The 20951-nt window shown below is 49.7% G+C and carries 15 protein-coding genes; 7 read left to right on the top strand and 8 right to left on the bottom strand.

Annotated elements, in window-relative coordinates; all coding sequences use genetic code 11:
- Nucleotides 1–672: 672 nt before the first annotated feature.
- Nucleotides 673–1047, bottom strand: coding sequence for a nuclear transport factor 2 family protein (locus ASD24_RS25195; RefSeq protein ID WP_056701823.1), 375 nt, complete (start codon nucleotides 1045–1047; stop codon nucleotides 673–675).
- 187 nt (nucleotides 1048–1234) lie between these two features.
- Between ASD24_RS25195 and ASD24_RS25190 the strand changes: the two genes are divergently transcribed.
- From ASD24_RS25190 to ASD24_RS25180, 3 genes are all read left to right on the top strand, one after another.
- Nucleotides 1235–1510 (top strand): ArsR/SmtB family transcription factor, encoded by a 276-nt coding sequence (locus ASD24_RS25190; RefSeq protein ID WP_442952610.1) that lies wholly within the window; start codon nucleotides 1235–1237, stop codon nucleotides 1508–1510.
- Nucleotides 1511–1596: 86 nt separating this feature from the next.
- Entirely contained in the window at nucleotides 1597–2412 is an 816-nt protein-coding gene (locus ASD24_RS25185; protein ID WP_056701817.1) for a hypothetical protein, read from the top strand.
- Nucleotides 2413–2598: 186 nt separating this feature from the next.
- Complete coding sequence (locus tag ASD24_RS25180; protein WP_056701816.1) at nucleotides 2599–3558, top strand: MraY family glycosyltransferase; 960 nt, start codon at nucleotides 2599–2601, stop codon at nucleotides 3556–3558.
- Nucleotides 3559–3894: 336 nt separating this feature from the next.
- Here ASD24_RS25180 and cydC read toward each other — a convergent pair whose 3' ends face one another.
- Genes cydC through ASD24_RS25160 form a run of 4 tightly spaced genes read right to left on the bottom strand, consistent with a single transcriptional unit; the run spans nucleotide 3895 to nucleotide 10045 of the window.
- Nucleotides 3895–5772 carry a thiol reductant ABC exporter subunit CydC gene (gene cydC, locus ASD24_RS25175; RefSeq protein ID WP_082560553.1) on the bottom strand — a complete coding sequence of 626 codons (1878 nt, stop codon included), beginning with the start codon at nucleotides 5770–5772 and terminating at the stop codon, nucleotides 3895–3897.
- Between the two features lie 2 nt (nucleotides 5773–5774).
- Nucleotides 5775–7628, bottom strand: a complete 1854-nt coding sequence (cydD, locus tag ASD24_RS25170) for a thiol reductant ABC exporter subunit CydD (RefSeq protein WP_056701813.1) — start codon at nucleotides 7626–7628, stop codon at nucleotides 5775–5777.
- Nucleotide 7629: 1 nt separating this feature from the next.
- Complete coding sequence (cydB, locus tag ASD24_RS25165) at nucleotides 7630–8658, bottom strand: cytochrome d ubiquinol oxidase subunit II (protein WP_056701811.1); 1029 nt, start codon at nucleotides 8656–8658, stop codon at nucleotides 7630–7632.
- Nucleotides 8630–10045, bottom strand: coding sequence for a cytochrome ubiquinol oxidase subunit I (locus ASD24_RS25160; RefSeq protein WP_056701810.1), 1416 nt, complete (start codon nucleotides 10043–10045; stop codon nucleotides 8630–8632). Before ASD24_RS25160 ends, cydB begins: the two co-directional genes overlap by 29 nt.
- A gap of 402 nt (nucleotides 10046–10447) precedes the next feature.
- Between ASD24_RS25160 and ASD24_RS25155 the strand changes: the two genes are divergently transcribed.
- From ASD24_RS25155 to ASD24_RS25140, 4 genes are read left to right on the top strand one after another with little or no spacing between them, the layout of a single operon-like run.
- Complete coding sequence (locus tag ASD24_RS25155; protein WP_056701808.1) at nucleotides 10448–11749, top strand: hypothetical protein; 1302 nt, start codon at nucleotides 10448–10450, stop codon at nucleotides 11747–11749.
- A complete protein-coding gene (locus ASD24_RS25150; RefSeq protein WP_082560552.1) occupies nucleotides 11749–12540 on the top strand; it encodes a glycosyltransferase in 792 nt (263 codons plus the stop codon). The genes ASD24_RS25155 and ASD24_RS25150 overlap by 1 nt, the downstream gene beginning before the upstream one ends.
- 1 nt (nucleotide 12541) lies before the next feature.
- On the top strand, nucleotides 12542–13951 hold the full coding sequence (locus ASD24_RS31155; RefSeq protein ID WP_056701806.1) for a glycosyltransferase family 4 protein: 1410 nt from the start codon (nucleotides 12542–12544) through the stop codon (nucleotides 13949–13951).
- Entirely contained in the window at nucleotides 13948–14622 is a 675-nt protein-coding gene (locus tag ASD24_RS25140; RefSeq protein ID WP_235540841.1) for a class I SAM-dependent methyltransferase, read from the top strand. The genes ASD24_RS31155 and ASD24_RS25140 overlap by 4 nt, the downstream gene beginning before the upstream one ends.
- A 107-nt stretch (nucleotides 14623–14729) precedes the next feature.
- On the opposite strand, the gene ASD24_RS30815 is transcribed toward ASD24_RS25140, so the two are convergent.
- Genes ASD24_RS30815 through ASD24_RS25125 form a run of 3 tightly spaced genes read right to left on the bottom strand, consistent with a single transcriptional unit; the run spans nucleotide 14730 to nucleotide 20931 of the window.
- Nucleotides 14730–16766, bottom strand: a complete 2037-nt coding sequence (locus ASD24_RS30815) for a glycosyltransferase (RefSeq protein ID WP_056701804.1) — start codon at nucleotides 16764–16766, stop codon at nucleotides 14730–14732.
- Nucleotides 16767–16799: 33 nt separating this feature from the next.
- Nucleotides 16800–18698, bottom strand: a complete 1899-nt coding sequence (locus tag ASD24_RS25130) for a glycosyltransferase (protein WP_162248974.1) — start codon at nucleotides 18696–18698, stop codon at nucleotides 16800–16802.
- The gene (locus ASD24_RS25125) at nucleotides 18658–20931 is read right to left on the bottom strand and encodes a glycosyltransferase (protein WP_056701799.1); all 2274 of its coding nucleotides are present in this window, start codon (nucleotides 20929–20931) and stop codon (nucleotides 18658–18660) included. Before ASD24_RS25125 ends, ASD24_RS25130 begins: the two co-directional genes overlap by 41 nt.
- Between the last annotated feature and the right edge of the window lie 20 nt (nucleotides 20932–20951).

The raw sequence follows: 20951 nt of genomic DNA, 5'->3' as shown, positions 1-20951 counted from the left end.
ACAGAGCAATGCCATCGCCCAATGCCTTGAGATCAAATACGATATGAAGTATAGCTACCAAGCCTGTAATAACAAGTGTTATAAACGCGATAAGATACATGTTAACCTCACTCTCTTGTTAACTTCTTCGCTTTGGGTACGTCTTGCGTATAGTGATTCTAATCATTATTTTATTGAACCTTTGGGATTCACGCCCAAGGCTCTGCTTATTTTCTCTTCCTAAAAACTAAAACGTAAATAAGAATAATCGTGATAATGACAGCTACATCGTATATGACATTTAACCATTCAAATGGAGTTAGTGATAGAAAAAAGCTACCTGCCGCCATCGCCAAAATCAATAAAACCCACTTCATGTTCTTCTCCAATTCAGACCTCCGCTGTATATATTTGGTCTATATTATATCATACAACTATGTCGATCTCTCCTATATCCGTTACGTTAAGACCGCCTCAATGACTCTCCAGTGGCTCTCTCTAGTTCTGCTGCTCGGCAGCAAGTAGAGTATGCAAAAAAAAACTGCCTATGCAGGCAGTCTTCTTATTTATAATTCAGCTGAGTCACATTCAATGAGAATCATGCCGTTAAATAGACTTCTTTTATCATCAGCACTGAATTTAGGGGAACAACCTCTAAGCGAGGCTAGTCCTACCATAGATATTTAACCCGCCTTACTGGTTATATTTACTGAAGGCATCCTTATCGTTCTGCACATTCTCCAGATATACAATCTGTCCTGCATCATTCAACCGAGCAATATCAATCCCTGTTTTGGCATATACAGTACCATCTGCAGACTGCCCGCATACCGCCCAATTGGTCTGATAGCTGCCATCCGGTTGGAGCTCCCATTTCTCCCACATATGTTTAACATCACTGTTGTACTCATAGAATGCCTTCATGAAACCTTCAAACCCTTTTCTACTCGTTCCGTTCAATACAATCTCTGCATCAGGCGTAAAGAGAGACAATAGATCTTGCATCGCACGCTCATCTGCTCGGGAAGCGTCGAATAAGCGAAAATAGTTGTTTAATAATGTGGTCATTGTAATCCTCCTAGTAGGTTAACTTTATATTTTAGTTCGATTTTTTTCGAAATGAACAAAAAGAAATGTAACACACTTTACAATCTATAACAATACTTAGTTCGAATTTTTTCGAACATTGAAAGAACACGCTGAATATGATAACGTCTTAACTATGAGAACTCCTACTATTCCTATGGCTTCGGAAATGAAGTTGACTACAGTGTGTAATGCACTCGGTGATCCGATTCGCATGAAAATTGCACATTGCTTAGCCAGCTCCGGCGAGAAGAACTGTTCTGCCTTCGAAGTAGACCATATATCGAAATCCACGTTGTCCCATCACATCAAAATTTTGCGTGAAGCTGGTGTAATTCAACCACGCATTGAAGGCAAACAGCACTTTTATTCCCTACGAAAGGACGATTTGAATACGCAGTTTCCTGGTCTTGTAGACATGATTCTGAATACAACAGAAGAATAATTAACCTAACCGATCCAAACTAACCTACTTAACTACTTAACAAGAAGCCGAGCTTCAATTACAGCTATAATAAGGAGGCATCCTGTATGGACAAGAAAGCAGCTAAGATACTGATGAGCACGTTCTGGGGCGGCGGAGGCTGGAAATCCGTGTCCACTCCCTTCTCGGGGGAAGACTTTGATTATGCCAAGAGCCAAGGCGTGATGTTCGACCCGCTGACGATTACGCATGACGAAATCGTGCGACGATTGCATGAAATTCATCAAGACGATACACTCCAAGAACGAGTGGTTACTGCATTTCTACATAGTTTGTCCACCAAAAATGTACATTTACGCAGTGCCCTGTCCAGTTGGGCATTGACTTCACAGCTTCCTCTGCACACCTATCTCGAGCGGCGAGCTGTACACGCCAATACTAGCGCCTGCGGAGATTGTAATTTCTTGCGACTTCAATCGGATCAAGAATACGTAAACGCAGATTTGAATGTACTGAATTTTGAACGGATCAAGTGGGGTGGCGTTCGCCACGGCTGGCTTCTCTACTGTCTGATGGATCTAGAGCTTCTATATAAGGACACTGATGCAATCTCCGAGGTTACCCCTGAAGATCAAGCTATCTTGGTGAGCCTTCTGGAAGCTGCACAGACTGGGGATCCGAAGGATAGCGCTCGTTCACTTGAGAAGCGGTGGAAAGGTCTCCTTCCTTCCAGCAAACAAGAGCGGGATGCGCTACTTGAGATTTGGGCCGCAGCCGGTCTGCTCGTTCCAACAGATAAGCCGAGAAGAGGCAAAGGCGGCTCCGGCGACTTTATATTTGTCGCAACCTGGCAAGGAGATGATGGCTACAATACAGATGCTGCTCTTCGTTATTTTGCACCGTATCTGCCTGAGATTCTCTAGGGCGTTTCTCAAAACTCGCTGAAGCGCATCTTTCACCGCCTTTTTGCACCCTGCTGCGTCATTTTCCCTTGAAGTGCCTCAGCACGCATTTAATCTAGTCTGGTTACAATAATGACATCGACAGATTTCCTGCCAAGCTCGTATAATAAGAGGAAATGTGAAGATAGGAGTGAACCAAGAGAAGTTATGATATATCTTGTGGCATTTATGTTGTCTTTTGCTGTCGTGCTGGTGCTTATTCCGCCGCTCAGTCGTTTGGCTCATCGCCTGGACTTTGTAGACAAGCCACGTGAAGACGTGGAGAGAAAATTACATAGACAGCCTATTCCACTAACAGCTAGTTACGCGATATTCGTCGGATTTTTCCTTACATATATTATGTTTACCAAAGAACTCTCATGGGAAACGGCGGCTCTCGTGGCCGGCGGTATACTTCTGTTAACGATTGGTACCATCGATGATTGGTACAAAACCAAAGGGAAAGACTTTCCTGCGCTACCTAAGATGATTATTCAGATCTCCGCAGCCGTGCTTGTGTTCCTTTCGGGAATTGCGTTTACTGGATTCGTTAACCCACTGAATTCCGAGTACATCATGCTCCCCATCTGGCTTCAGTTCATACTGACGATTCTGTGGATCTTCGGTGTAACTACTGTCATTAATTTCTCGGATGGTATGGATGGACTTGCGGGGGGATTATCGGCAATCTCGGCAGTTACATTGTTCATCGTTGCAGTCGTCAAAGGGCAGAGTGATTCTGCGCTCATGTCTATTATTCTAGTGGGTGTAACCTTGGCTTATCTTAAATACAATAAACCTCCGGCAAAAGTATTTATGGGGGATGCAGGGGCTACATTCCTTGGTTTTATTCTGGCTGTTATCGCTCTGGATGGAGCATTCAAGCAAGCCACTACACTATCGCTCTTTATCCCAATTCTAGCGCTTGGCGTGCCGATCTTTGACAATATCTTTGTTGTCATCAAACGGTTCATCCAAGGCAAAGCAATCTATCAAGCAGATGCAAGTCAGGCGCATTACCGACTTCTCCGTGCAGGCTTAAATCACAAACAGGTGGTAGCTGTCCTGTATCTGATCAGTACATGCCTCTGTCTATCGTCTATTATTCTACTGCTGGTAGAGACGTAAATTGGATCATCTACGTATGCAAAATTTAACGAATCTCAGTATCGCTATCCTGTCATAAAACGGTGTCTAAAACTCCAACATTAACTGATTCGACGAAATAACGACTCTATGATTCGTTAGCTCTCTGATTCGGGAAAATGATAGTTAATAGCATGTGTCAGTTTCATTACTTCAAAAGCAACTAAAGGGCTGTCCCCGTCTGATGTGCTCCCCATATCGTAAACAGGTAAAATAATAATAGCCTGTAATGATATGGGATGCACTTCATTATGGGACAGCCCTTTTTTTATCTATCACTTCATACATACCATCCCTACCAGATCACCTCCAGTAATCTTATCTGAAAGCTACAGGTGATAATGGGTTTTCCCGTTTCTGCCGGTCTGCCCATCCGGGTCGATCAAGTTCAATGAGCCGCCGGTAGCGCTCTTCCCTTGCCAGCAATTGTTCGTGAGAACCCTGCATGACGATCTTTCCTTTTTCCATAAAAATAAGTTCATCCATCTGCTCTGCACCCATCAGGTTATGGGTCACCCAGATCATCGTTTTGCCCTGCATACTGTCTAAGATCGTACGCATAAGTGCACGTTCCGTCATCGGATCAAGCCCTACGGTTGGTTCATCGAAAATCACGATGGGTGTCTCACGGAGCAGAACCCGTGCGAGTGCAATCCGTTGCCGCTCCCCACCCGAGAAACGTAAACCCGTCTCCAGCATCGGTGTATCATATGCCTGTGGCAATGACTCGATCAGCTCGGCTAGACCTACTTGTGCAGCCACTTGCCGAATCTCTTCATTCGTAGCATCCAAACGTCCAATTCGTAGGTTATTCGCTACCGTTGTATCAAATAGATGTGGACTTTGATTCAATACCGAAATGGCATCCGTCATGTCTTCACGAAGCGTTGGCACAGCTAAACCATTGATGAGCACCTGTCCACTCGTCGGTACGATTGCACCTTGAATTAGCTTTAAAAGTGTAGATTTGCCCCCACCGCTACGTCCTAGAATGGCTAATCGTTTCCCCTGGGGAAGATCGAGGGACACTTCCTGCACAGCATCGGCATCACTGGAAGTATAACGGTGACTGATACGGTTAATCTCAATGTCTGCTCTCAGATTAGGAGATATGCGCAAGCGAATACGTCGATTCGTCTCGTTCTCATTCTCCTGCTCTTGGCCATTCGTCGTCCTTTTCGAAAGGACTTGCTCCTCAGGAGCTTCAAGCCAATGCAGACGGTTCAGCGATTCACGATATTGCGGAATATGCTCCACAGCATCTGCCACAGGCAGTATAGCTTCTGTGAGTGGGAATAACACCAAGACAAAGGCTGCAATCATAACCGCAGGCAGTTGCATCGCCGCCACTTCACCGCCCGCCCATACCGTGACGGACACAACCATAAGCCCAATGACAAGCTGGGCGACGAGATCACGCCATCTTCTCCACTGTCGCAACCTGCGACGAATGGCATCTGCTCGCCCTTCTTCTTCATCATGTTGTTGCACAAATTCCACAGCGCGACCACTTGCCATCCAATCTCCTAGACCAAGAACGCCATCCGTAAGGCGAGTGTACAACTTACTATTTTCCCGTTTCAGCCTCACGTTTAACTTCCAGGTGACTTGGAGCGATATGGCAGGCCATACACCGATTAGAAACAACATATATAGTCCCATCCAGCATGCAAACCCAACATCTATCGTACCAAAAGTAATCACTGCAGCACCGTAGATCACAAGCGCCGTAATCGCTGGAAATATGGTTCGTAGATAGATATCCTGAAGACGCTCGACATCCTCTGCAAGCGCCCCTAGTACATCTCCTGTCTGCATGCGGGAACGAAGAAATAGCGCCTGTGGTTCCAAAATCCGATACAGCTTCACGCGTTGATCCGCAAGCACGCGCAGTACTGCATCATGCCCAGCCAATCGCTCGACGTACCGGAACACCGCTCGGAAAATCCCGAAGGCACGTACGCCTACAATCGGTACATAAACCATCAGAATATTCTCAGGACGAAGAGCAGATGCAGAGATGAGGTATCCTGAAGTGAAGAGCAATAATACGGCACACAGCATCGCAGCCGTGCCCAGCGCTATGACCCCTACGAACCTCCAACGATACTGCTTCACATAAGGCGTGATCCAATCCCATTTTCTCTCCGAGCGGAGGTCACGTTCCTTCTCTATTGATTGATATCCAGCTCTCATCCTTACACCGCCTCCATCTGAGCCTGAATCATCTGATAATACACGCCTTGACGCGCCATCAATTGTGCATGCGTGCCTGTCTCCGCCACGGTTCCAGCTTCCATGACAATAATCCAGTCCATATGTGGCATCCAGTGTAGACGGTGGGTAGCGAGGAAGACTAGCTTGTCTTCGAATAGCGGCAACATCGTCTGCTTCAGCTCATACTCTGTCTCGACATCCAGGTGTGCCGTCGGTTCATCTAACAGCAGCATGGGTCTTGCACCTAACAAAGCTCTCGCCAGAGCCACACGCTGCTCCTGTCCACCGCTGAGCTGTCGACCACTAGAACCAATCCTTTCATCCATTCCGTGAGGCAATGACGACACTAGTGAACTTAATCCTGCTGCACGAATCGCTGCAGCCAGCTCTACGTTCGATGCCTCAGGTCGATAGAGACGAATGTTATCCGCTAAACTACCGCTAAAAATATAGGGATGCTGCGGGATGACCGCAGTCTGACTTCTCCACGACTTCAACATATCTGGGGATATCGGTCGCCCATCCACGACCATACGACCAGAGGTGGGCAACTGAAAGCCAGCTAATACATCAATCAAGGTGGATTTGCCCGCTCCACTGGCTCCGATAATGCCAACTTTGCTCGTGCCCGAAACCTGAAACGTTACGTCCGTAAGCGAAGGAGGAGCACCCTCTTCATGACGAACCTGTAGATCCGTTAACGCCAATCGGCTGGTCTTGCTCCATAACCCATCATAGGTTGGAGGCTTATCCTCTTGTGTTAATTGCTTCTGCTGAACTGCCGATCGCTGAGAATCTGCAAGATGAATCTTCATCGTTGCTGACGGCTTGTTCTCCCTTTCGGTATGCAAGATCACCTGATCGTAGGCTTGTTTCTGCTCACGTGCAGCTTGCTTACCTCGTTCAATCATCCGGTGAATCGCTTCTCCTGCTTCCTTACCATCCAATGTTGCATGATAATCCGCACCGACCATCCGTACTGGCAAAAAATATTCCGGCGCCAGAATAAGCACCGTTAACGCAGGGCCAAGCAGCATATGTCCTTCCGTTAGCCGCAGTCCCAGACCAACCGCCACCGAAGCCACCGATAACATCGTGAAGAAATCGAGTGCAAACGATGAGAGAAACGCCATTCGTAGCGTAGACATTGTAGCTTTGCGGTAACGCTGACTAACTTGAATAATCGTCTGTGCATGCCGCTCGCTCTGTCCCAAGGTTTTTAATGTTTCTAACCCACGCAGGGTATCGACAAAATGATTGGCTAGTGCTTTATACGATTTGAACTGACCATCTATTTTGCGTTGCGTAGCCAGACCAACCAGAATGAGGAACGTGATCAGAATGGGAAGGGTTAGCATGAGAATCACCCCGGACATCACGTCCAGTTTGAACACATATAACAGCAGCACAATTGGTATACATCCCATCCCTAACATTCGGGGAATGAATAGTTCCAAATACGTTATATATTGAGCTATTCCCTCTCGTGCCAAAGTCACCAGATGCCCTGTGCCTTCCGTCTTGGCAAAGCGTGGCTCTAACCGAAACCATTGCTCCACCAACTGCCTTCGTAGATCGGTTCCCGTTCGCTCAGCATACTGTGAGGTTACAAGCTGCAACCAATAAGATATAGCATAGCGGGCAGCAAAAGCAGCCAGGAACAGCAGCAGTACCGGGTACTGCTCTGTTACGGATGAACCTTCAAACAAAGCTGTGATGGCCTGTGCCAGCCATTTGGCCTGCATAATGATCGTCATCGCCTGCAGCATTACTAGCGCTGAAGCCAGCGCCAGTACTGGCCGGATGCCCGGCAGCTTCATCAGCCCGCGTCCCATATCAGTACTCCAGGTGGTGCTGCTCGTTCAGGCGTTTGCGGAACACATAATAACTCCAGATCTGATAGCCAAGGACAAACGGCAGTAAGGTGCACGCTACAATTGTCATCACTTTCAAGGAGTACCCACCCGAGGAAGCATTATATACGGTCAGGTCAAATGCAGAGCCTAACGAACTGATCATCACTCTTGGGAACAGACCGATAAATACCGAAGCAAAAGAAATCGCGATTACAGCTCCCGTCATACCAAACGCCCAGCCTTCCCGTTTCTGACGAACGAAATAATTCGCTAAAGCCAGTGCTCCTGCCCCAAGGATCACCATGATCCAGAGTGCCCAACCCCGTACAGTGAAAATATCGGTCATGAGATAGGTCATCACTGCGTAAATGACAAGCATAGCCGCAAGCGGAAGCATCAATTGGCGCGCTGTATGGAGAGCACGCTCTCTTAGGTCGCCAACCGTGCGCAGTGAGACAAATAATAGTCCATGAACTAGACACAGTAAGGTCACACTTAAACCGCCTACGACCGTATATGGATTAACGATGTCTAGAAAACCTGCACGAAGCTGCATCTCTCCATCAATCGGCAGACCCTTCATCAGCGTAGCGAACACAACGCCGAACAGGAAGGGCAGCAAAGCACTGGACACAACGATGATGATATCCCACGTTTTGCGCCACTGTTGCTGCTTTACTTTACTGCGGAATTCAAATGCCACCCCGCGTCCGATCAGAGCTAACAGCACCACAACTAGCGGCAGGTAAAAACCACTGAACAACGTGGCGTACCAGTGCGGGAAGGCCGCAAACATGGCACCCCCTGCCGTAATCAGCCACACCTCATTCCCATCCCAGAACGGACCTATCGAATTAATGAGTGTACGACGCTCCCGGTCTGTCTTGGCGATGATACCTGATGACATGCCTACACCAAAATCGAAGCCTTCAAGGAAAAAGAACCCCACAAATAATACGGCGATCAACAAAAACCACAGCTCACTTAGTGACAACGGAATACCCCCCATCCACGCCGAACGGATCGGCTGATTCGTCCTGATCTTCTGGCTGATCTACAGCATATGGCCCTGCTTTGATCTCACGCACAAATAAATAAACCATCACGATACCCAGAACGGTGTACGCAGCCGTGAATGCAATCGTAGAGAATAAGATCATACCTGCCGATACATTCGGTGAAACACCCGCCTCCGTCGTCATGTAGCCAAATACCGTCCAAGGCTGCCGACCAACCTCGGTCATGATCCATCCAGAAGTGTTCGCAATAAACGGCAGAGAGATGGCAAATACCATGAGACGCATAAACCACGGCTTTGCCACTTCCAGCTTCTTGCGCATAGCCAGGTAAGTACCATATAGAGCAAGTGCAATCATCAAACCACCCGCCGCAATCATAATACGGAAGCTCCAGAAGGTCGTACGTACCGGTGGGATGTAATCTCCAGGACCGTAAGTCTGCTGGTATTCTGCATTCAATTCTTTCATACCCTTGACGCTGCCCGAAAATGTACTGTAGGAAAGGTAACTCAGCAATCCTGGGATTTTGATCTCCCCTGAATTCTCCTGCTTCTCCGGATCGATGAAAGCAACTACCGTCCATGGTGCAGGGTCTTCTGTTGTTGTCCACGTTCCTTCACTGGCTGCCATTTTCATCGGTTGGGTCTCAACCAGGTATTGTGCCTGGAAGTGCCCAGAGAAGGCTACACCGAAGGAGGATACAAGACCAATGATGATCGCAATATTGAACGATTTGCGGAAAATCTCAACGTCCTGCTTTTTCATTAATTTATAGGCACTGATTCCTGTTACAACAAACGCTCCTGTCATTAAAGCTCCAAAGATCGTATGCGGAAACTCAACGAGCAGCTGACCATTGGTAATCAGTGCGAAGAAATCATTCATCTCGGCTCGGCCGTTGTTGATCTCGAAGCCCACTGGATGCTGCATGAATGAATTCGCTGCTAATATCCACAGTGCCGATAAGAAGGTACCGACAAACACTAGCCAGATGCAGGCCAAATGGACTTTTTTGGACAAACGATCCCAGCCAAATATCCATAGCCCTATAAAGGTAGACTCCATAAAAAACGCCAGCAAGGCCTCAACAGCCAGGGGCGCACCAAATACATCCCCAACAAAGCGGGAGTACTCCGACCAGTTCATACCGAACTGAAACTCTTGCAGGATACCTGTAACGACGCCAACCGCAAAGTTAATCAGGAACAATTTGCCCCAGAACTTGGCCATCGTTTTGTAAATTTCTTTCCCCTTCATGACGTACAACGTCTCCATGATCGCTACCAGCAGCACTAAACCGATGGACAGCGGCACAAAAAAGAAATGGAAAATCGTTGTGAGCGCATATTGGATTCGCGATAGCATGATCGGATCCATACCGTTCCCCCTTCTTTCTCTTCTATTCGCATTATTATGTATGTACTTGGGATTGAAGCTGCACCTTCGCTGTCTGTCCACCAAATACATTGATGAACGTATTGTGCCAGATTACCTATTTTATACATGTGATAATAATCACAAACTTAGTCAAAAAATCCACAAAAATGTGACGACGGTCACACATTAGTACGAATTCAAAGTACGGTTCTCTGTTATTTGGGACGCTTGTCAACTTCGTCTATTCACGGAAGTTGCTCATGTTTGAGACGGAATGCCCATATGTTAATGTCAGGCAACCTATTCCTTGTGCGACAAAGGCTTTTACATATGGAGTGAGTTCAACGAATTATATCCGTGTTATCCGAGTATAAATGCAAACAAAGTGAGGTGATCCAGCCCGTGGAAGAACCTGTACAATCCAGCGAGAGTCAGATTCATCCGAACGAGACAGCTCAACAATATAAAGAGACGTCCCTCTCTCCAATTCACTACGTTCTATTTCCCCGTAAAGGGGGATGGTCGACATTTCCTTATCCAGACATTGCTGCACTACTGGCTGCTGAAGGAGCAGTCTACTATGTTAGCCATCTGGAACGGTCAGACGATCTACCTGCAGCGATTACGTTAATATCCTTACTGGAGGCGGAAGCACTGCTACAACAGCCTCGTACTGTTGCAGTCGTTGCGCATCCGTACTGGCTTACCGCAGTAGCCTCCATTCAGCCTGATCTGTTGATAACGCTCCTGCCAGAACCTGTCCAAGAGGAAGCTGACTCGCCGCTCTGGGAGAGCTGTATTAGCAAGCTGGTCGGCATTTCTAATCTGGTATGTACGTCCTCAGAGACACGTTATATGAAGCTGGTATTTCAAGGTGTCCGCACCGTCTGGCTAGGCGGGGAAGACCCTACACCTACTGGCATGATGCAAAAAGATGAGCTTGAAATTCCACTGCGGGATTACGAAATGCTGTTTCTGCACGCACTCAAACAGATCCATAGCAGTGCCACAGATACGGTTACCCAGCTTCAATGTAAGCTAAGAGCAGATTATTATCGGAAGCTCCGTTCCAAAACAGGCGCACATGAGACGATTTCCTTTTTGCTCGCTGCTTATGAATATATATTGGAAGACTCGCGGGCGGCCGCAACAGTTCAAGAAGCGTTTGCCCATGCGATCACATGTGGACGCTCTGACTGTCTTCAATCACACTACCGCTTCCTCTCCGCCATTCAGGCAAGAGCCGGGGAAGTGGAGAATGCTCTGCAAGTGTATGGAACGACTGCCGCCACGGATCAGGAACGGCATCATTACGAGCAGCTATGTCGCTGGTTGGAGGCTGGAGAGCATCAGCTCGTTCAGGCAGAATTACTACGTCTAAATGATGATTATGGAACGGCTTTAAAAGTACTCGATAAGCTCGGCGGAGAAACGGCCCGGCACTGGAAGTTTCGCATTTTCCAGGAAACTGGACGTGTAGAGGAAGCACTTAAACTGGTTCATGCCGCAGATATTGTGGATCAAGCCAGCCAGCAAGATTACCGCCAATTGTCCGGTACCGCTCTAGCCCTGCGGGGAGAACGCCATGGAGCAGTTACATTATTTCTAGAATCAGCTCTTGATGATGAGCATGCTCTTGAACGAATTGTCGAAATGGAACTGCTGGATCAAGCGATACAACAGCTACTTGGGGAGGTGCCCTAATGTTTGATCCGAAGAAACGCAGACAGCATATGCGGGAGCCAATCCTCGAGACAGAGCCAGCCTCCATCCGGCGAATCCGCAAAAGCCAAAACAACAAACTGACTGCAATACTTCAGGTTCGAAACGAACGTGGGCGATACCTGGAGGAAGTGCTGCACAATCTGAGTGATTTTGTAGATGAGATCGTGATTGTGGATGATGCCAGTACAGATGGAACGCCAGACATCTGCCGATCTTATCCCAAGGTTGTCCGCTTAGAGGTGCTTGAACAACCGTTATTTGCTCAGGAATGGCGTCTACGTAACGTCTTATGGCAAGCAGCTGTGAGCACCTCACCAGACTGGCTGCTATCTGTCGATGCTGATGAGCTGTACGGTACAAAAGCCAAACAAGCCATGCGGGAGCTCATTAACCAAGAGCATGCGGACTGGGTAGCATTTCGTTTCTACGATATGTGGGGTGGGCGTACTCACTATCGGGAGGATGAGCTATGGAAGCTACACCAGAGGCACACAGCCTCACTTGTACGATATATACCTGAATATCCCTATTTCTATCCACAGCAAAATCATCATGTTCCCCGTCTCCCCCTGTCCTGCATGGTCTTACCTGGCATGAATACCGAATTAAAAGTACAGCACCTCGGCTGGGCAGGTAGTCTGGAAGATCGGGTGCGTAAATATCTGCGTTACAAGCGCATTGATCCAGATGGACAATGGGGCAGTCTCGAACACTATGAGTCTATTCTTGATCCGGAACCCCGGCTGGTTCCTTGGAAGGAGGAGCAGTGACATGGGGGTAGTCAGCATTCTAACGCACAGCTTCACAGACGGGTACAACCGGGAGTTTGCACGGGTGTTCGGGGGTGGACTGGAACGATATATTTTGGATCTATGCAGTGTCATACATGAGATGGGACATATCCCTGAAGTGCATCAACTATCCTATTTCGAAGCTTTTCAGACACGTACAGAACAGATTGACGTCTTCGGTTACCCATACGATATGAACGATGTGCCTGAAGCCTTCGCCCGAATGGCCCATGCTGCACGCGGCCCTATCATTTATGCTAGCTGCATCTGGCAACCGATTGCTTATAAACCCGGCAGTCTCGGTATCTGCCACGGCATTAACTGGGATCGTCCCGGCCTACCGCTTGAAACAAAACAACAGGTTGCCGAACATATTCAGCAGGCCGTTGATGGACTGCTGAATATCGTATCTGTGGATTCTCATTTTCAGACTTATTGTCGTGCTTCATGCACGTTCAGTGACCCTGCACAGCTCATTTTGATTCCGAATGCAGTCGACACCTCATACTTCACCCCTGCTCCTCCTCGGCGTCAGATGCAGCAAGAACAGGAAGCACAGTGGCTATCCCAGTGGAAGGAAGACTTGGAGCAGCATGAAGATCGTTTAGATCGTATCTTCATCTCTAGCACGTCTGATGCCTCACCTCCCGGTCTAGAGCAAGATCATCATACAGATGGGGATACACCTGAGAACATGCTTAAACAGAAGCCTGAGGTTCAGAACGAAGAGAATGAAGAAAGTGCAGAGAGTGAGGAGCAGCATGATGGATTTGCAGTAGTTAATAAGGTAAACGAACAAGATGCCGTATCCCGCCCTGTGCGTATCCTCTATCCACGTCGTGTCAGCTTGGAACGTGGCATCATTCCGATGATGCTGGCGGCAGATCAGTTGCTTGGAGCCTTTCCAGATCTGGAGATCGAGTTTGCCGGAGAACTGGTGGAAGGCAGTACTGTAGGCCGTTCCTTCCGTTACTGGCATCGCACACACCCGCATGCCAATCGGATATTTCACCGTACGTATGATTTCAGGGATATCCGAGAGGCATACCATCACGCGGATATCGCGGTCATTCCTACGATTTTCTCGGAAGGTACCTCCTATGCCTGTCTGGAAGCGATGAGCTGCGGGTTACCTGTGGTCGCCTCTAATGTGGGTGGACTAAATGATCTAATTCAGGATGGATTCAACGGATTGCTCGTTCCACCAAACCAAGAAGCGCTAACTGCTGCTCTCGTCCGACTTGTCCAAGACAGAGCCGAGCGGGAACGTCTTGGCATCTATGCACGCGAAACAGCACTCGCCTATGACCTATCCCGATGGAAACGCAAATGGAGTGAGGTACTCCGTACATTTCTTGCTGACGCAGATATGAAGGAAGGGGTTCGATGATGATGGATGCAGCGGATCAGACAGAATTAATGGAATCTAGATATGTTCGACGTAACGATCCTAAGACCGATACACTGATATTCCCCTTACATCCGGCATGGTGGAGCAGACCTTATGAATACGAATGGGCTCGTCAATTCGCTCGTCCCAGTGACGTTGTTCTAGACGCTGCCTGTGGCATCTCACACCCCTTCAAATTTTGGCTCGCAGAGCAATGCCAGGAAGTTCATGCCTGCGATTGGGATGATCGCATATTATCGGAGGAAGCCATCCGGCTGGACATCATCTCAGACTTTGGCGAAGAAGCCGCACGTGAATTTCCTGAGTTCTATCTAACCAAACTGCACCGTGCACAGGCTAATCTCGCTCAGTTACCCTATCAAGCAAGCACATTCGACCGCGTCTTCTGTATCTCTGTATTGGAGCATCTAGATACAGGCACGATGCTACGTGCGTTTCGAGAGTTCGCCCGAGTCATGAAGCCAGATGGAAGGTTAATCGCAACGTTTGACGTACCAGAGATGCGCCCAGACCTGCTGGAAACCATCATGGCTGTTACTGGATTAACGATTGATGGGAAGCTGAGCGTGGAAGAGCCTGAGGATGCCATCTGGTCTGACATGTATGGCACCCCCATTCGTTGTTTTCGGGCAGTCATTCGTAAAAGTTAACCGATTGAACGCCGGGATCTATAAGTGCGTGTTCAAACAGATCGGTTTTCGGTACCGAGAAGATGGGATGAATATTGAAATGGAGTAGCGGACTTTGGGAACACCCTCTATAAGTGTACCCACAGCAGCTGGCATTGCGCTGCATAGCTGTCAGCAGTGGTTGCGCCAGGAGCTGTCAGGCGCAACAATGCACGTACGCCCGGCGTAACGGTCGTCGCCGGGCGGCCTGCGGCGGTGGCTTGCAGCGAGCTGCGCTGGGCCAGTTCGGCCCATGCACGCGCGGCATGCCGCCGCCCTGCGAGCAACGCGAGCGTGCCCGCCACAAGTGCCTCCGCTGTGCGGATGGCGGCGGGCACTTCGTCCGCGAAGGGCTGCCCTGCGGCTGGAGGCTCGCCGCCGCAGATCTGAAGCAGCCCTTCGCGGACGCTCGCGGGTGCGCGCAGCACCCCGCAGCGTGCCGCAGGCGCAAGCGCCGCGAGCAGCGCCGGTGCAGCGCCGGGCGGCATCGCCGCCAGCAGGCGCAGCCACGCTGGCCAGGCGCCCGTGCGCGCAAGCGCATCGGCGGCGGCGTGCACGGCGGCCTGCGGCGCTTGCGCCGGGCTCGCGCAGGCTGCCGCAGGCCACTGCGCTGCAGCCCCATGGCGGTGAGCGAGGCCAGCGGCACGCGCACCACCTGTTGCCTCGCCTGCTAATGCGCCTACATCACCTGCTGCATCGCCTGCCTCGCCTGACGCTGCGGCAGGCAAACCACGCCGCTTGCAGGCGAGCGCCCACAGCGCCAGCGTTGCTGCTGGCCCGTGCTGCGCATGCGACGCCCAAGGGCGCAGCGCCACCTCGGCGGCAGCATCTTCGCCGAGCTGAGCCAGTGCAAGCCCCGATGCCAGCGGCTGTGCCTGCATCACACCGGCGAGCGAGCCTGCATGGCGCAACAGCCATTCTGGCCGGTGTGCATCCAGCGCAGTCTGGAGCATCACCTGCCATGCCACTAATGGCAGGTGATGCCTTGCAACAACGCGTGCCACCGCGTTAGGCCGCTCCGTAACCGCAGCTAACCACAGTAGCCGTTGCCATGCGGCCACGCTGTCTGACTTGGTCGCAATTGCGGCAGTGTAGGCTTCTTCTGCCTGCTGCCACTGACCTAGCTGTTCATACGCCATGCCTTCTAAGATCAAGCTGCGATATGATCCAGCTCCCGAAACGGACGTGTACTTTGAGCCTGATCCAGCAACGGACTTGGCATGTCGCAACCAATCCAGCGCATCTTCTTCATGTCCCAGATCCAGCTGGAGCACAGCTCCAAGCTCCAACAGATCAGGAAAGTCCTCATACACCGGTGCCCAGGCTTGCACAATAGCTAGCGCCCGTTCGGGATGTCCGTATTCTCGCCAGGCATACGCCGTCTTGAGCACCAGATCAGAGTGGTAGCCACACCCTGGTTCTAGTTCTGCTAGTAGAGGAACTAATAACCGCAATGCTTCCTCATAATTTCCTTGTTGAAACCACTCGGCAGCGAGTGCATACAACAATTCAGGTTGGTCTGGGGTTTGATTCAGAGCGGAGCGGATTAACCGCATATTCCGCTCTATTTTATTTTTGCTCATAATGACCCTATCTAGATATCCATCATGTAGAATCTCTAGCTCACACGCTGCAATCCCCTGTGGTGCGAAGGCATAGATAGAAGAAGCGACCTCTTCATGAATCGTCCCTTTAAAGGCAATCCGAGGATCGTTCCGAAATAGACGACACACCATATCTGTTACTCGTTCTTCACCGGAGTGACCGAGCAGGCTCGTCACTTGTATCCAATATCCCCATATCTCATCCTGATCCCTTGATACTAGACGCCCCATCTCAGTATGCATTGACTCGGTTGGCAGCCATACTTCATCTGCATCCAGCACTAAAATCCACGGATTTGTCGCTAAGGCGAGGGATTGGTTGCGTGCTCTAGCGAAATCCCCCGACCAGGTGGCATGCATTACGATTGCACCGTAGCGACGGGCAATATCAGGCGTATCATCGGTTGATCCTGTGTCCACAACGATGATCTCATCGACCACATCACGGACTGCGTCCAGACACCGCTCAAGATGCTGCGCTTCATCCTTAACGATCATGCATAAGCTGATTCCCATCCGCATGTTTATCCCCGCCCTTATCCACCTCTACTCTACTTATGACCCGAAACCATCCGGCCCCGGCAATTCCAATCGAAGCCGTTGCACCAGCGGCCAACACTGCTGCCGTTGTCCATTTATTCCTTCACTCCACTCACGGAGCTGTTCATCTGCAGCACTCACGAGCCCACGAACCAGCCAACTCGTACCCGCTACCGTATTAGCTACCCCGGCAAAAGGCTCCTCTGCTTGCTCCTGACGCGTCTCTCCCCCCGGTGAGACCCCAGTCGCGAGCTGTTGCCGACCCATCTGAATGAGTGTATGAAGCTCCTGCCATTGACCTGATTGCACACATCCTTCCATCAGCAACCCAAATGCCTGCCATCCGTCATACCCGCCGTTAGCTGATTCCCCTTTGGTCACAGGTGTGTTACTGTCCTCAGCCTTGCCTTCATGCCTTTCTCCTCCTAGTCCATCCGGCTGGGAATGACGATACAGCCAATTGCATAGTTCATCCTTACCTTCTATGGATCTTCCTTGAGCCCAATGTAATCGATCGAGCCAGCTGGATGCTTGCTCTGCGTACAGACCTTTTTTACGCTGAATTGGCTCCAGTTTGAGTCTGGCAGCCTTCCATTTCCCACGTTGAATCTGAAGCAGAGCCTCTGCCATGGATAGTCGTTCTCGCTTCTCAACTGGATCTGCCGATGATGAAAGTTCCGCTATCCACTCGACTGCTGCCTCATAACAGCGACTTTGCTCCATCACACCCAGCACTTTGTATATCGCTTCTTCCGATTCCAGTGCAAAGCGTTCTCTAATCAGCTCGGGGATCTGCTGCTCTTGTCCCGATACCCGCATGATACGGAATATTCGGTATAGCGGGGGCAACAGGCTCGATTGGGCACGAACAGCCTCTACGTAGGCATCTACTGCACCCTCCAGATCTGCCTTCCCCTCCAGCAATCTGCCCAGCGTGTACCACGTCTGATATGTTCCGAGACCTTCTTCGGTATGGTACATCGGCGGCGGCGCTCCCAACCGAATAGCTTCACGTAGCCAGAACTCTGCCTTCTCTACATGTCCAAGCGCATCTTCACATACCCCGCGATGATGGAGTAAGTCCGTATAATCCGGGAATAGCTCCAGCGCTGCATCAATATGCTCCAATGCCTCCTGCCAGCGATTCAGATACTCCAGACATCGAATCTCATACTTGCATAGCAGATGTGCATAGCTAGTTACCGTTGGATCAATGCCCGCCTTAGCCACACCAAATGTCTTTAGCGCCCGCTCCGCTTCACCTAGACGCAAATATTCGACACCCAGATTATAATGATGAAACGGCTGATCCGGCTCTTCCTTGACCGCTTGTTCTAACAGACGTAAATTGCGATTCACTTTGTCTTTGTGCTCCACCACAGCTGTCTGGTAGCCATAATGATGGATGACCATATCGGTTAGGTGAAACGCAGCCTCTGGATTCTTCCGGCAGATAGATGCCGCGATCTGTTCGTGTATCCGCCCTTCGAACCGATGTTCCGGCGCATTTCTAAATAGTCTCAACACCGGATTAACGGTAGCCCCTTGCTGACCCGAACCTGTATAGTTATGGATATTTAAAAACAATCCGTCACATCCGCTGACTGCCGTCCAGCTCCTGATCTGCTCCTGAGCAACCTGATCCAGTGCTTCATCCGCATCCAGAAAGAGAATCCAATCGCCGGAAGCTCGCGCGAGTCCAGCATTACGTGCCGCGGCAAAATCATCGCTCCACGCCAAATGCACAACCATTGCTCCATACGACTCCACAATCGCTACACTGCGATCTGAGGAACCTGTGTCTACAATAATGATTTCATCGACCGCTGCTTGCACACTGTCCAAGCATTGAGGCAGCCATTGTTCCTCATCCTTAACGATCATGCATAGCGAAATGAGATTGTTCGGCAACATGATTCCTCCTTTCCTTTGCATGGAAGACCGTACGCCAAGGAAGCCCCTCAGCAAGTCGCAATTTTTGCTCCAGCACCGTCAATTGAGCTTTCAGTTCAGCAACGGAAGGAGAACGTGTTACCTCCTGCTCTATGACCTCCTTAGCCAATTGTAAATAACAGAGAGATGCACCTGCTCTGGCTCGCTGTAATCCTGGTTCTTGCTCCAGCGCTTGTTGAAACAGAACTAGAGCTTGATCGTAATGCCCTCTGGTATATACCGTTTCCCCCAGAATAAATAGACTCTGCGCCTGTAGCTCCCCTTCTGCCATACACTGAATTAACATCTCGGCTGCTGCCATCGTATATCCGGTGCGATACAGCACCTCGGCGATCCATTGCTTGTGCAATGAACGTTCATGAGGTTCCACATACAGCTCTGCGATCTTCATATGCAACCGTTTCGCAAGGGATAACTGTCCTGTCTGTACAGCCCGTTCTATGATTGTTTTTGCTAATGTTCGTACGCCTGCTGCAACTTGCGATGTAATTATCTTTTGGCTATCTCCGTCTTGCTGAATAATGTACTTATCCTGATCGCAAAGTAGACTGTCCAATGCTCTCCATGTAGAGCTTTCCTCTGGGTCAATTACAGCTAGAAATGAGGATGATAACACTGAGCCATGAGCCCAGCACGCTACTGCCCAGTCCATTTTCAGCTCAGACGCTTTAAATACAAGATGATCTTCCCCATCCCTATACTGCCTTTCCGCCCATTCTTGCACTGCGGACACCCTGTTCACACACAACATCCAGTGCACGAGGTCAGCTTCCGGTATGCCATGGTTGCGATCCTGTTCTTGCAGAAGGTGAAGTGCCTGTTCGTATGCTCCGCAGGAGGCAAGCGCTTGAACAACCTCCGTTATGCGATGATTAACTTCAACGTCCTCTCGTTGCAGTCCCTCTTTCCATTGCATCTGCAATTGTTCAGCAATCCGTTTATCTGGCTCACCAGACTGTTGCAGCACATCAGCCAAACCTCTCCACGCTGGTGTATAGGTTGGCATTTTAGCTAACGCAAGCTTATACAATTGAGCTGCTTCTTGCAGGAATCCTTTTTTCTGTGCTAACCGCCCCATCGCTGTATAGGGTTTATAGGTAGTCGAACCTTGCTCTGTAACATAAGCTGGCTCGGATTGAACCCCATGTCCTTTATCGCTAGTGCTCTGCAATTCAATCTTCGCTATGTTCTCTGATGTTCCATTGTCTGTATGATGCTCAACTGCTTCTGCGTAAACCTGATATGCGCGTTCTTCCAAACCCTGCTGCTGCAACGTCTCCCCGAACAATAGATGCAGATCCGCATAGCCCCAATAATGCTGTCTCTCCGCAGCCAGAAGTCCATGTGCTTCATCATAACGTTCCAGCACGATAAGCACCTTCCCATAGTCTCGAACTAAGGTTGGACGATAAGGGGCTTCCAGCGGAGTAGATTGAAGAGATTGCGCGAATGCTTCTGTCGCCCTCTCCACATGTCCAAGCTGGCAGTACGTCACACCGAGATTATAGAGGTGAAAAGGATGCTCTGGTTGTTCTGCAAGCTGCTTCTGTAACAGCTTGAGATTGCGACGTGGTTTGTGTCCGGTCGCCATAGTAGACGGCAAGTAACCGTCATGCATGATAACTAATGGAGCGAGAGGTTCCTGCTCCACGAATACACCTTTTGCTATTTCAGTAGGCAGCTCGCTTTCTACACTTGCACCCGCAGTTATCGCCCTATCCTTATCTCCTGTGGTGCCACGAAAGAGCTGTTCATGGATCCGTCCGTTGTACCGGTATCCTCGACCTGCTCGGAAGAGACGGACAGGCTGAAACAACACGTTCGCTTGCTCCTGTTCGCCGATTCGATTGATTATGGTGACTCGTAATTTGGTGATGCTAGGCTCAACCGTTGGAAGGAACGCAAGTAGCTCATCAATCCCTTCTACGGCATATTCATCCGCATCCACACACAGAATCCAGTCCGTACTCGCCAGCGGCAGACTGATATTACGGGCAGAAGCAAAATCCTCATCCCACTTCGCATGCAGCACCGTTGCCTGATGTTGTCCAGCAATCTCAACCGTGCGATCTATGGAGCCGGTATCTGTAACAAAGCATTCACTTGCAAGTGATTGGAAGCTGCCCAGACAACGGGGCAGGTAATGTTCTTCATTTTGCACAATCATGTGGATTCCGACTAACCCTTGCTTCACAGCACCATCACCTCCTATGC

The sequence above is a fragment of the Paenibacillus sp. Root52 genome (assembly GCF_001426865.1).
Classification (GTDB): domain Bacteria; phylum Bacillota; class Bacilli; order Paenibacillales; family Paenibacillaceae; genus Paenibacillus.
The sequence above is the reverse complement of the archived record's forward strand: the minus strand, read 5'-3'. Positions and strand labels throughout refer to the sequence as shown.

Excerpts from the sequence above, each read along its gene's own strand:
- ASD24_RS30815 (WP_056701804.1), bottom strand. The coding sequence starts at position 16,766 with ATGCGGATGGGAATCAGCTTATGCATGATCGTTAAGGATGAAGCGCAG.
- ASD24_RS25140 (WP_235540841.1), top strand. The coding sequence starts at position 13,948 with ATGATGATGGATGCAGCGGATCAGACAGAATTAATGGAATCTAGATAT.
- ASD24_RS25195 (WP_056701823.1), bottom strand. The coding sequence starts at position 1,047 with ATGACCACATTATTAAACAACTATTTTCGCTTATTCGACGCTTCCCGA.
- ASD24_RS25150 (WP_082560552.1), top strand. The coding sequence starts at position 11,749 with ATGTTTGATCCGAAGAAACGCAGACAGCATATGCGGGAGCCAATCCTC.
- ASD24_RS25160 (WP_056701810.1), bottom strand. The coding sequence starts at position 10,045 with ATGGATCCGATCATGCTATCGCGAATCCAATATGCGCTCACAACGATT.
- ASD24_RS25185 (WP_056701817.1), top strand. The coding sequence starts at position 1,597 with ATGGACAAGAAAGCAGCTAAGATACTGATGAGCACGTTCTGGGGCGGC.
- ASD24_RS31155 (WP_056701806.1), top strand. The coding sequence starts at position 12,542 with ATGGGGGTAGTCAGCATTCTAACGCACAGCTTCACAGACGGGTACAAC.
- cydC (WP_082560553.1), bottom strand. The coding sequence starts at position 5,772 with ATGAGAGCTGGATATCAATCAATAGAGAAGGAACGTGACCTCCGCTCG.
- cydB (WP_056701811.1), bottom strand. The coding sequence starts at position 8,658 with ATGGGGGGTATTCCGTTGTCACTAAGTGAGCTGTGGTTTTTGTTGATC.
- ASD24_RS25180 (WP_056701816.1), top strand. The coding sequence starts at position 2,599 with ATGATATATCTTGTGGCATTTATGTTGTCTTTTGCTGTCGTGCTGGTG.
- ASD24_RS25130 (WP_162248974.1), bottom strand. The coding sequence starts at position 18,698 with ATGTTGCCGAACAATCTCATTTCGCTATGCATGATCGTTAAGGATGAG.
- cydD (WP_056701813.1), bottom strand. The coding sequence starts at position 7,628 with ATGGGACGCGGGCTGATGAAGCTGCCGGGCATCCGGCCAGTACTGGCG.
- ASD24_RS25190 (WP_442952610.1), top strand. The coding sequence starts at position 1,235 with ATGAAGTTGACTACAGTGTGTAATGCACTCGGTGATCCGATTCGCATG.